Source organism: Flavobacterium nitrogenifigens (assembly GCF_003254565.1).
In the GTDB taxonomy this organism is placed as follows: Bacteria; Bacteroidota; Bacteroidia; order Flavobacteriales; family Flavobacteriaceae; genus Flavobacterium; species Flavobacterium nitrogenifigens.
Genome location: NZ_QJRI01000174.1, coordinates 66,348 through 78,661 on the forward strand (window position 1 = coordinate 66,348; position 12,314 = coordinate 78,661).

Sequence of the window (12,314 nt, forward strand, 5' to 3'; positions counted from 1 at the left end):
TTTTAATTCGTGAATTCGTGGCGAAAAAAAATCTCACGCAGATTTAGCAGATTAGGCAGATCAAAATCTTTTTAATCCTAATAATCTGTGGCTAAAAATTAGTTTAATTCGTGAATTGCTTCGCCTGTTCGCTATCGCTCGGGTCGTGGCTAAAAAACTTGAAACAAAGAAAACTTTAAACTTGAAACAAAAAACTTATGTTACATAAAACTAAAATACCAAATCTTAAAGTAATCGCATTTGATGCCGATGATACTTTGTTTGTAAACGAACCTTATTTTCAAGAAACCGAACATAAATTTTGTGCATTGATGGAAGATTATCTTTCTCATCAAGGCATTTCGCAGGAGTTATTCAAAATAGAAATTGCCAATCTGCCTTTGTACGGTTACGGAATCAAAGGCTATATCCTTTCGATGATTGAAGCCGCAATGAATATTTCAAACAATACGATTCCAATGGAAGTCATTCAAAAGATCATTCAATACGGAAAAGAATTGCTAGAAAAACCAATCGAACTTTTAGACGGAATTGAAGAAACTCTCGCGGCTTTAAAAGGAAAATACAAATTGGTCGTTGCTACAAAAGGCGATTTAAAAGACCAGCACAGCAAATTGCATCGTTCTGGTTTGGGGCATTATTTTCACCATATCGAAGTAATGTCAGACAAACAAGAAATCGATTATCAAAAACTGCTTGGTCGTTTAGATATTCAAGCACATGAGTTTTTGATGATCGGAAATTCATTAAAATCAGATGTTCTTCCGGTTTTAGGAATTGGCGGCTATGCCGTTCATATTCCGTTTCACACTACTTGGGAACACGAAAAAATTAATCACACTATAGAACACGAGCATTTTAGTTCATTTGAAACTATTGCAGAAGTGGTTCCGAATTTATTATAATGAAAACACTTTTAGACCTAGAAAATTGGAATAGAAAAGAGCATTTTGCCCATTTTAAACAAATGGAAGAACCTTTTTTTGGTGTCACTGTAGAAATTGATTGTACCAAAGCGTATGAAACAGCAAAAAGCATCAATGCCTCTTTCTTCAATTTCTATTTGCATAAAACTTTGACTGCGGTAAACGCAATCGAAAATTTTAGATATCGAATTTCAGAAGACAAAATATACATTAACGACCAAATAGATGCATCGGCAACAATTGGTCGAGAAGATGGCACTTTCGGATTTTCTTTAATTGAATATCATCCAGATTTTAAAACATTCGAACAAATTGCATTAACCGAAATCGAACGCATCCAAAACACAACTGGACTTTTCACAAGATCTTTTGATGATGATAATCTAATTCATTTTTCGGCAATTCCGTGGCTGAATTTTAGTTCGATCACACATGCACGCAGTTTTACGTATCCAGACAGCTGTCCGAAAATTTCGTTTGGTAAAATGATGGTTTCCGTAACTGGAAAAAGAACGATGTCAATGGCGGTTTATGTTCATCACGGTTTAATGGACGGAATGCATGTTGGTCAATTTGTAGATCTTTTTCAAGAGCTTATGAATCAATAATAATCGGAATGATTTTTGCGCCTAAAAGCATATGAAACGAATTTTCCTTTTTTTGTTTTTAATCTCCAGTACTGTCCTGTTAAGTCAGACAGTGCTGACTTCTTATTCAATCGATTTAAAAAATAAATTAGGACAATCTGAGGTCATGGTTGGCGAAAATACCGCTACTCATGACATATTTGTTTTTGCCGCAAGTGCAGATAGCCTTTCGATATTAAAATACAATAGCGCCTTATTTTTAAGAGATAAATTTGTCACAAACCGTCAGTACACAGAAAACAGATCTTTGATGGGGTATAGTTTCAGCGAAGACGGAAATCCGACTTTGTATTGGTTTTCGAAAGAAGAAAAATCACTCATTTTGATCAAATATTATCTGGAAAACAAAACTTCTAGAGCATTAAAATTTCAAGCTCCACTAGACGACAACTATCTCTTAACGAATTATCAAAAAGATAACAACTTTTATTTATTGATGCAAAGCAAAACAAAACAGGCATTGACTGCTTTTGTTTTTAAAAACGGAATGGCAGAGGAAAGATTTCTCGATTTCAGCTCTTTCAAATTCATAGATAGAAAAACTCAGCCGAAAACATTCAATCAGATTTTAAATGAAAATCCGATCGAGAAAATGGACTCTGGCGAATACAATCCATTATATAAAGTAAGTGCCAAAAGCAAACTTTACACACTTCCAAACCGTTTGATTCTAACTTTAGATCAAAGTTTTAGAAAGACACAATTGTTTGATATTAATTTAGAAAATCAGGAAATAAAAGAAAAGACGTTTATGAAACCCGTTGGAGAGAAAAATCCAAAATCATCTAATTCTTATTACCATGAAAATAAGTTATATCAAATCAATGTAAATGCTGATGAACTTTTGTTTGATATAAAAGATTATGAATCAGGAGAATCTATAAAATCATTTACAGCTACAAAGAAAGATACTATCCGTTTTGCCAACTCACCTTTACTGATGCAAGTTGAAGACCGCGAGCCTAAGCTATTAAAGAATACGGCAAAGTTTTTAAAAGTAATGTCTTCTCTTGATGCTGGAATTTCAGTTTATAAAAACCAAAAAAATCTCTTTATCACTTTAGGAGGTTCGGGCAGTGATTTAAAATCGATTTCTATGAACGGTTTCAATTTTAATGATCCTTTTGGAGACTTCCCTTCAAACAGTTACTACAATATTGAGACAAACTATTCTGTTTTTTTCGAAAGTATCTGGACCAAAAAATTAGAATTAACACAAGAAACACATGAGCCTTTTGCCGCTGATAAAGTCTACTATTTTTTAGACTCTCATAAAGAAGCTGCACTTTCTAATACTCTTAAACTAAACAACTACACTATTTTAAGTTACTACGACGTTGTTGGCAAACAAATAGTGTTACGTAAATTTATTGACGGATTTAATTAACAAGCAACCCGCTCTCAAAGATTTAAAATCAAAAAACACGAGGTTATTTCCTGTAATTGCCATTGTTTTCTATTTACAATTTTGTTAATAGTCTTATTCTGATACTTTTTTAACTTTTAAAGAATGCCCTTACATACTATTTATTGTTGCTTTGGGTAAAAATTTAAAATTAAAGAATAATGAAAAAAGTTGTAATGACTCTTGCATTTGCCCTGGCGTTAACTGGAGTACATGCGCAAACAGAAAACAATAACACATTTAATAAATGGTCTATAGATTTAGCCGCAGGTGTTAATAAACCACAACGACCATTTAGTGATGGCTATTATACCAACACTTTAAATCCATGGACTGGAGATATAGGTGTTCGCTATATGTTTAACAACAAATTTGGTTTGAAAGCAGATTTTGGATACAACAGCTTTACTGCAAAAGGCAGCTCTATCGATTTTGATTCAAAATACTACAGAGCAGATCTACAAGCTGTTGCCAACCTAGGTCGCATCATGAATTTTGAAACGTGGACAAATACATTTGGTCTATTAGCACATGCAGGTTTTGGTTTAGGTCAAATCGAAAACAAAGATTATCACATAAAAGACAGAGTGGGTAACTTTATTGCTGGTGTAACGGGCCAAATCCGCCTATCAAACAGAGTGGCCTTAACAGGTGATTTCTCAACAATTTTAAATGCTTCTCAAGATGCTACTTTTGATGGCACTACTTTGAGAGATAATAGAGGATTTTCGGGAATTTTGTTTAATGGGACAGTGGGTCTAAATGTTTATTTAGGAAAAAATACTAAACATGCTGATTGGGTTGTGACATCAAATGATACTGATATTGCAGCACTGGAAAACAAAGTAGCAGATCTTGAAGAGCAAGTTAAAAAGATTCCAACTCAAAAAGAAGTAGTAATCGAAAAACAAATCAGCACACCAGCTACAGTTACAAATGATGAGCTAATCAAAAAAATAATTAATGACAAGTATTACAGTGTTTATTTTGATTTCAACAAAACAACTCCAATAGAAAACTCAACTGCTGCTATCGATGTGGTTTTAAACTATTTAAGAAGAAACCCTTCAGCATCATTAGATTTAGTTGGCTATGCTGATCAAGTTGGTAAAAATGATTATAATGAAAAATTATCATACACTAGGGCTTCTAACGTAAAAACTATTTTTGAAAAAGCTGGAATCGCTTCTTCTCGTTTAAATGTTATTGGCAATGGAGCTGATACCTCAATCCAAAAAGATTCTGAAGAAGCTAGGAGATTAGCTAGAAGAGTTACTTTTATTGTAAAATAATTTCTTTTAAAAATTGATTACAAAGCCCTTAAGAAAATCTTAAGGTTTTTTTTATTGTCTATTTTTAAGATTATAAAATCGATATTTTTTAAATCTGCAAACCTTTATAAAATCCAAAAGTCTAATGTTTTCGAGGTTTCTCAAAAGCGTAATGAATAATTTTTCTTAATTTTACAAAAAAAGACACTTATTATGCTAGCAAAAAATATCGAATCGGCCTTAAATAAGCAAATCCGCATAGAAGCAGAATCTTCGCAAACTTATCTTTCTATGGCTTGTTGGGCTGAAGTGCAAGGATTAGAGGGAATCTCTCAATTCATGTACACACAGTCAGATGAAGAGCGTGCACACATGCTTAAATTGGTTAAGTATGTAAACGAACGCGGAGGACATGCTCAGGTAACAGATCTTAAAGCACCAAAAACTACTTATACGACTTTCAAAGAAATGTTTGAAGAGCTTTATAATCACGAACTTTTTGTTTCGAAATCTATCAACGAATTGGTGCATATTACTTTTGAAGAAAGAGATTATGCCACACACAATTTCTTGCAGTGGTACGTTTCTGAACAAATTGAAGAAGAAGCTACAGCTAAGTCTATCTTAGATAAAATCAATTTGATTGGAGATGATAAAGGCGGACTTTATTTGTTTGATCGTGATATTCAGCAATTAACCGTTACAAGTTCAATCGCTATCAATCCAAAATAAAAAAAGTTAAAGTTTATTTAGAATATTTAAAAATAACTTTTTTGGTTTATATTTGTCTCTGTTTTTAAAATTCAGAGGAAAAAGTGAGCAAGAAAGAAAAAGACAAGGACAAAAAAAAGGATAAAAAGAAAAAGAAAAACAAAGATATCCTTGATAAAATTAAGAAGATCGAGAACTGTAAATCTTCTTGCTGTGAGAAATATAAAAAGAGCGAAAAGAAACGCTGCTCACGCTGTCCAATGTTTGATTTATTCAAAAAAACTGCTTAACGCGATATAGAAAAACCCATCAGATTTCTCTGGTGGGTTTTTTAGTTTTAAATTGCAGTCTATTTTTCGATTTTTAAATTCAACTATGGAAAACGCTATTACAATTCCCAAATCTAGTCTTGACTTTTTGCTTCAGCTGAAAGAAAACAATAATAAACCCTGGTTTGAAGAACATAAACCGCAATATTTGATAGAACTCAATCATATCGAAACTTTTGCTGGTGCTCTACTAAAGGAACTTTCCAAAACGGATGTTTTAGAAAATACCTCTGGCAAAAAAAGCGTTTACAGAATTTATCGTGACATTCGTTTTTCTAAAGATAAAACACCTTTTAAACACTATTGGGGCGGAAGTTATACACGTGCCACCGCTGCAAGACGTGGTGGTTATTATTTTCATCTGGAAAAAGGAAACAGTTTTTTTGCCGGCGGATTTTGGGGTCCAAATGCTGCAGATTTAAAACGTATAAGAATCGAATTTGCTCATGATCCAGAAACTTTTCAAAAAATATTGAATTCAAACTCTTTCAAAAGCAACTTTGGCACCTTGCAAGGAGAACAGCTCAAAACAAAACCAAAAGGATTCGATGTTGATCATCCTGCTATTGACTTGCTCCGTTTCAAACAATTTTTGGTTATAAAACGTTTTACTGATGACGAAATATTGAGTCCGCATTTTTTAGAAATGGCTTTGGACGCATTCAAAAATATGAGACCCTTTTTTGATTATATGAGCGAAGTACTTACAACTGATGCTAATGGTGTATCAATTTTATAAAAACAATCTACCAACCAGATATTCCTAGCGGAATACTATTTTTTATAACAAACCCGAACTTTGAAATTGTCGGATTTAGCAAATCATTTCCCGCTCCTAAAAATCATTCCGCTAGGAATGTCTCATCGGTAGAAATTCGATTTGGATTGTAGTTTTACGTTCCGTAGCAACGTTTGATTGGTGAAAAGGGTATGTTATTCCGCAAATCAGGTGTCCCTACAGGACACTACACAAACAAAATCATTTCTTTTCTACCGATGAGATATTCCTAGCGGAATATTATTCTTTATAGCAAACCCGAACTTTGAAATTGTCAGATTTAGCAAATCATTTCCCGCTCCTAAAAATCATTCCGTAGGAATGTCTCATCGGTAGAAATTCGATTTGGATTCTGGTTTTACGTTCCGTAGGAACGTTTGATTGGTGAAAAAGGTATGTTATTCCACAAATCAGGTGTCCCTACAGAACACTATGCAAACAAAATCATTTCTTTTCTACCAACCAGATATTCCTAGCGGAATATTATTCTTTATAGCAAACCCGACAGGTTTTTGAAACCTGTCGGGTTTAACTTGAACTTCTAGATAAAACCGGTCAAGTCTAACTATTTCGCAAAAGCATTATTTACTCAACAGCAAAATTTCATTTACAACCACTTCGGTTATATATCTCTTTTCACCATTTTTATCATCATAGCTTCTGTGCGTTAGTTTTCCTTCAACAGCAATTTCTTTTCCTTTCACGACATACTTTTCAATTATCTCCGCAGTTTTCCCCCAAGCAGTTATTCGATGCCATTCTGTTTGCTCTACTTTTTCGCCTTTATCATTTCTATAAATTTCATTTGTTGCGATTGTAAGATGTGCCACTTTTCTACCGCTTTCTAATGTTTTAATTTCTGGCTCATTCCCAACATTCCCGATTAATTGTACTTTGTTTCTAATTGCACTCATGGCGTATACTATTTTAATGTTACTATTAATTTGAATCGATTATCGAATTCAACACTGCAAAAATGACAAACCTCAACATTGACAGTCGGTTATTAACTGTTTACTATCGACTGTAACTATTTGTAACCGTTTGTAAATGGAATTTGTTTTTTGTATATTTGAGATAAATCTTACGATATGCAGGCAAAAATTAAAAAAGTAGAGTTAAGAAACCTTGAAATTGAAGACTATAGACAATTAAAGAAATCAATGATTGAATCATATCCAGAAATGGCCGATTCGTATTGGGGATCTGATGACATAGAAAGACTGCTTTCTATTTTCCCAGAAGGCCAGCTGGTGATTTTGGTTGACGGAAAAGTGGTTGGCTCTGCCCTATCTCTTATTGTCGATGAAAAACTGGTAGAAAAAAGACATAATTATCAGCAAATTAGTGGTAACTACACCTTCTCTACTCACAATCCGAATGCGGAAATTTTATACGGAATAGACGTATTTATTCACCCAAATTATAGAGGTTTGCGTTTGGGGCGCCGATTATATGATGCAAGAAAAGAACTTTGCGAGCAATTAAATTTAAAAGCAATCGTATTTGCAGGAAGAATCCCGAACTATAGAGAGCATGCTAAAAAACTGTCTCCCAAAGCATATATTGAAAAAGTACGAACAAAAGAATTGTATGATCCGGTTCTTTCGTTTCAGTTAAGCAACGATTTTCATGTATTGAGAGTCATCAAGAATTATCTGGAAGGTGACGAAGAATCGAAAGAATTTGCGGTTTTATTAGAGTGGAATAATATTTACTATGAGGATAGTCCGAAACTGATTAATTTAAAGAAAAACATTATTCGTTTAGGATTAATTCAATGGCAGATGCGTCCGCTTAATAATGTTGAAGCGCTTTTTGAGCAAGCCGAGTTTTTTATTGATGCCGTTTCGGGCTATGGCTCTGATTTTGCTCTTTTTCCAGAATTATTTATTGCGCCTTTAATGGCCGATTACAATCATTTATCTGAGGCCGAAGCCATTCGAGAATTGGCGCGCCACTCTGATCCAATTCGCAAGCGTTTCCAGGAATTTGCCATTTCATACAATATCAACATTATTACAGGAAGTATGCCTTATTTGGAAGGCGGAAATCTTTATAATGTTGGATTTTTATGCAAAAGAGATGGAACTTCAGAAATGTATACCAAAATTCATATCACACCAAACGAAGTTATACATTGGGGAATGAAAGGTGGATCGCAGTTTAAAACCTTTGACACCGATTGTGGTAAAATTGGAATTCTAATCTGTTATGATGTTGAATTTCCAGAACTTTCGAGACTTTTGGCAGATGAAGGAATGGATATTTTGTTTGTGCCATTTTTGACCGATACACAAAATGGTTATACTCGTGTAAAACATTGTTCGCAAGCCCGCGCCATCGAAAATGAGTGTTATGTAGCCATAGCAGGTTGCGTTGGAAATCTTCCGAAAGTAAACAATATGGATATCCAATATGCGCAATCTTCTGTATTTACTCCGTCAGATTTTGCTTTCCCAAGCAACGGAATCAAAGCTGAAGCAACTCCAAACACAGAAATGACGCTTATTGTTGATGTCGATTTGAACTTACTGAAAGAATTGCACGAACATGGTAGCGTTAAAACGTTAAAAGATCGTAGATCTGATTTGTACGAAATTAAAAAATTGAATTCATAAAAATTACAGTAGAAAAATGGCCATCATCAGAAAAAATCCTTTATTCGAAATTTATTTTGAAGAGGGTCATTTAGTACTAAATAATACTAATTACAAGAAAGATAATAGAGTAATTGACATTGAAAACATTCAAAGTTTAGAGCTTATAAGAAATTTATCTTTCTTAAATAAAATTATAGAAATGACATTTGGTCTAAATTTTCCAGCAAAATCTTACGAACTAAGAATAAATATGGAAAATGGCTTTAAAGATATTATTCTAACTGATTGTGATATAAACAAAGTTGAAACTTTAATCTATGAGATTAACCAAATAATTAATAAAATCTGATTTTCAATAAATTAATAACTGTTTCATGAAAACATGCCTCGAATGTTCTGCCAAAATTTTCGGCCGAGAAGACAAGAAATTCTGTTCTGATAGCTGTCGCAATGCCTACAATAACAAAATAAATAAAGATAGTACGAATTTCATGCGAAATATAAACAACAAGTTACGCAAAAATTACCGTATTTTGGCAGAGTTAAATGTAGATGGAAAATCTAAAGCTTCTCGAGACAAATTACTAACAAAAGGATTTGATTTTGAGTTCTTTACAAACATCTTACAGACCAAGACAGGAAATACATATTATTTCTTGTACGATCAAGGCTATCGCTCCTTGGACAATGATTATTTTATGCTTGTTAAAAAAGAAATATAGTTAGTATTTATTCACCATGAGAAAAAACCCCACCTCAATTCTAGCCATTATCTGCGTTTTAGCTTTACTTGGCATTATATACGCCACGATGATGCCACAAGGAATCTCTAAGGACGAAGAAGCGCTTGCTGAATTTTCGACCGAAAGAGCTTTTAATCAGGTTGAGATTATAGCGCAGAAACCGCACTATGTCGGATCAACCAATCACGAACTTGTTGCAAATTATCTTAAACTAGAATTAAACAGAATCGGATTAGAAACGAGTGTTCAGGAAGGTTTTACTTTAAACGACAAAGGTCTTTTGGTTAAGTCAAAAAATATCTTGGCTCGCATTAAAGGAACAAATAATACCAAAGCGCTTTTGCTCCTTTCGCATTATGACAGTGCTCCGCATTCTTTCTCAAAAGGCGCAAGCGACGATGCTTCTGGTGTCGCAACAATTTTAGAAGGTGTACGCGCCTTTTTATACTCAAAACATCCTCAAAAAAACGATATTATCATATTATTCTCTGATGCAGAAGAACTAGGATTAAACGGAGCTGCTTTATTTGTAAACCAGCATCCTTGGGCAAAAGACGTTGGTTTGGTTTTAAACTTTGAAGCAAGAGGAACTTCTGGACCAAGCTACATGCTCATGGAAACCAATAAAGGAAATCAGGCTTTGGTTGAGGAATTTACTAAAGCAAAACCTTCGCACCCTGTTTCAAATTCTCTGATGTACAGCATTTACAAAATGCTACCAAATGATACCGATTTGACTGTTTTTAGAGAACAAGGCAATATTCAGGGATTCAATTTTGCTTTTATCGATGGGCATTTCAACTATCACACGCAGCAGGATGATATACAGCATTTAAATAAAACTACATTAGCACATCAAGGCACGTACATCATGCCTTTGCTGAAATACTTTACAAACATTGATTTAAATCAAACAGAATCTACTGAAGACAATGTTTATTTCAATGCTCCATTTTCATTTATCAGTTATCCATTTACGTGGGTCATGCCTATGACACTGATTGCTTTTGGATTATTGGTTTTATTCATTTTTGTTGGAAAAGTAAAAAGAATTATCACTTTCACCGAAATATTCAAAGGTTTTGTTCCGCTTTTAGGATCTATTATAATTGCCGGATTGGTCACATTTTTAGGATGGAAACTTATTCTTGAAATTTATCCGCAATACTCTGATCTCCTAAACGGATTTACTTATAATGGCCATGCTTATATTGGTGCTTTTGTTACTTTGAGTATCGCGATCTGTTTTGCTTTCTACCATCATTTTTCTGAAGCAAAAACTACCATGAACCATTTTGTGGCACCTTTGCTACTTTGGATTATCATTAATGCATTATTAGCCAACAGCTTAACTGGTGCTGGCTTCTTAATTATTCCTGTTTATTTCGGAATATTATTATTCGGAATATTTGTGTTTACTCAACATTACAGCTTAGGAATGAATTTAATATTCTCTATTCCAGCTCTGGCAATTGTTGCGCCTTTTATTGTAATGTTCCCAATCGGATTAGGCCTTAAAATCTTATACGGAAGTGCGGTTTTGACCGTTTTATTATTCGGATTGTTACTTCCAATATTTGGAGCTTTCGCTAAAAAAGGAGCATGGATTGTGGTCTTCTTTATCGTTTCAATTTCATTTTTCGTTTACGCAGGATACAATTCAGGTTACGAATATGGCAAAGCCAAATCAAATAGTTTATTATATGTTTACAATGCCGACAACAATTCTGCTGTCTGGACTACTTATGATACGAATTTGGACGAATGGACTAAATCGTATTTAGGCGAGAAAAACCAAAAAGCAGTTGGATTGAATACGCTTCCGCTGACTAGCAAATACAATACAACCTTTACTTATAGTGCTATTGCACCTGTTGTTGATGTGCCAAAACCTACAATTCAGTTTTTAAGAGACAGCGTTATTGGGAATAATAGATACTTGAAAATTAAGATTACTCCAAACAGAAAAGTAAATCGTTATGACATTTTTGCCAATCCAAAAATGACTTTTTATAACTTTAAGGCAAATGGAGTTGCTACTTCAGGAGAAAAGACCAATCGTCTTGAGCGTGAAGGATCAAAAATATTATGTTACTATGTTGTAGGCAATGAACCGCTTGAAATGGATTTCTATATCAACAAATCGGCTGTTTTTGATATGGATTTAATTGAAAGCTCTTTCGATTTAATGAGCAATCCGCTCTTAAATGTCAAACCAAGAGAAAACTGGATGATGCCAACACCATTTGTGCTAAATGATGCTGTTCTTATTCAACAGAAAATCAAACGATATACGCCACCCGTAAAACCGATTGAACCTGTTGTTCCAGTAGATAGCTTAGCTGTTCCAAAAGACAGCATCAAGCCCGTTACTCAGCCGCAACCTTAATAAAAAGCTAAAAACTAAAGCTATGGCAACAAATATTTCTACAATCGTTTTGAATGCCCAAGTTGAAAAAGTCTGGAATGTATTGACAAAACCAGAATTAGTCAAACAATGGCAATACGGAAGCGATTTAATTACTGATTGGAAAATCGGCAATGAAATACGATTTAGAAATGAATGGGAAGGTCAAGTTTTTGAGCAATGGGGAACCGTTTTAGAAATTGTTCCAAATCAGAAAATCAAATATTCTTTGTTTTTTCCAAGACCCGGATTAGAGGATAAACCTGAAAATTATTTCATAATGACTTATGTTTTATCTGAAGAAAATCAGAAAACAAAACTCGAAATAATTCAAGAAGACAATCGTCCGGGAGCAGTTCAGGAGAAACCGCAAGGAGAGGAAAATCCAATTCTTCAGGCATTAAAAGCTGTAGTAGAATCTTAAAAATAAGGTTCAAAGAAGCAAAGTTACATAGGTACAAAGATTAAAAAAAGCACTATTGTATAGTGCTTTT

12 protein-coding genes are annotated in these 12,314 nt (G+C 33.9%); 11 read left to right on the forward strand and 1 reads right to left on the reverse strand.

Features of this window, described 5'->3' with window-relative positions:
• Positions 1-197 precede the first annotated feature (197 nt).
• The 6 genes from DM397_RS11335 to DM397_RS11365 all read left to right on the forward strand — a co-directional run bounded on the left by DM397_RS11335 (position 198) and on the right by DM397_RS11365 (position 6,028).
• The gene (locus DM397_RS11335) at positions 198-905 is read left to right on the forward strand and encodes an HAD family hydrolase (protein ID WP_111377646.1); all 708 of its coding nucleotides are present in this window, start codon (positions 198-200) and stop codon (positions 903-905) included.
• Entirely contained in the window at positions 905-1,534 is a 630-nt protein-coding gene (locus tag DM397_RS11340; RefSeq protein ID WP_111377647.1) for a chloramphenicol acetyltransferase, read from the forward strand. The genes DM397_RS11335 and DM397_RS11340 overlap by 1 nt, the downstream gene beginning before the upstream one ends.
• Positions 1,535-1,565: 31 nt before the next feature.
• A complete protein-coding gene (locus DM397_RS11345) occupies positions 1,566-2,960 on the forward strand; it encodes a hypothetical protein (protein ID WP_111377648.1) in 1,395 nt (464 codons plus the stop codon).
• Positions 2,961-3,139: 179 nt separating this feature from the next.
• A complete protein-coding gene (locus tag DM397_RS11350) occupies positions 3,140-4,270 on the forward strand; it encodes an OmpA family protein (protein WP_111377649.1) in 1,131 nt (376 codons plus the stop codon).
• Between the two features lie 192 nt (positions 4,271-4,462).
• Positions 4,463-4,981, forward strand: coding sequence for a ferritin (locus tag DM397_RS11355; RefSeq protein WP_008465537.1), 519 nt, complete (start codon positions 4,463-4,465; stop codon positions 4,979-4,981).
• A 354-nt stretch (positions 4,982-5,335) separates the two neighbouring features.
• A complete protein-coding gene (locus DM397_RS11365) occupies positions 5,336-6,028 on the forward strand; it encodes a DUF2461 domain-containing protein (protein ID WP_111377650.1) in 693 nt (230 codons plus the stop codon).
• A gap of 620 nt (positions 6,029-6,648) precedes the next feature.
• Here DM397_RS11365 and DM397_RS11370 read toward each other — a convergent pair.
• On the reverse strand, positions 6,649-6,981 hold the full coding sequence (locus DM397_RS11370; protein WP_111377651.1) for a single-stranded DNA-binding protein: 333 nt from the start codon (positions 6,979-6,981) through the stop codon (positions 6,649-6,651).
• A 177-nt stretch (positions 6,982-7,158) separates the two neighbouring features.
• On the opposite strand from DM397_RS11370, the gene DM397_RS11375 reads away from it, so the two are divergent.
• From DM397_RS11375 to DM397_RS11395, 5 genes are read left to right on the forward strand one after another with little or no spacing between them, the layout of a single operon-like run.
• Entirely contained in the window at positions 7,159-8,688 is a 1,530-nt protein-coding gene (locus DM397_RS11375) for a bifunctional GNAT family N-acetyltransferase/carbon-nitrogen hydrolase family protein (RefSeq protein ID WP_111377652.1), read from the forward strand.
• 16 nt (positions 8,689-8,704) lie between these two features.
• Positions 8,705-9,019, forward strand: coding sequence for a hypothetical protein (locus tag DM397_RS11380; RefSeq protein WP_111377653.1), 315 nt, complete (start codon positions 8,705-8,707; stop codon positions 9,017-9,019).
• A 25-nt stretch (positions 9,020-9,044) separates the two neighbouring features.
• Positions 9,045-9,392 carry a hypothetical protein gene (locus DM397_RS11385; RefSeq protein ID WP_008465546.1) on the forward strand — a complete coding sequence of 116 codons (348 nt, stop codon included), beginning with the start codon at positions 9,045-9,047 and terminating at the stop codon, positions 9,390-9,392.
• A gap of 16 nt (positions 9,393-9,408) precedes the next feature.
• Positions 9,409-11,802 carry a M28 family peptidase gene (locus DM397_RS11390; protein WP_111377654.1) on the forward strand — a complete coding sequence of 798 codons (2,394 nt, stop codon included), beginning with the start codon at positions 9,409-9,411 and terminating at the stop codon, positions 11,800-11,802.
• Between the two features lie 22 nt (positions 11,803-11,824).
• The gene (locus DM397_RS11395) at positions 11,825-12,244 is read left to right on the forward strand and encodes an SRPBCC family protein (RefSeq protein WP_111377655.1); all 420 of its coding nucleotides are present in this window, start codon (positions 11,825-11,827) and stop codon (positions 12,242-12,244) included.
• Positions 12,245-12,314 lie beyond the last annotated feature (70 nt).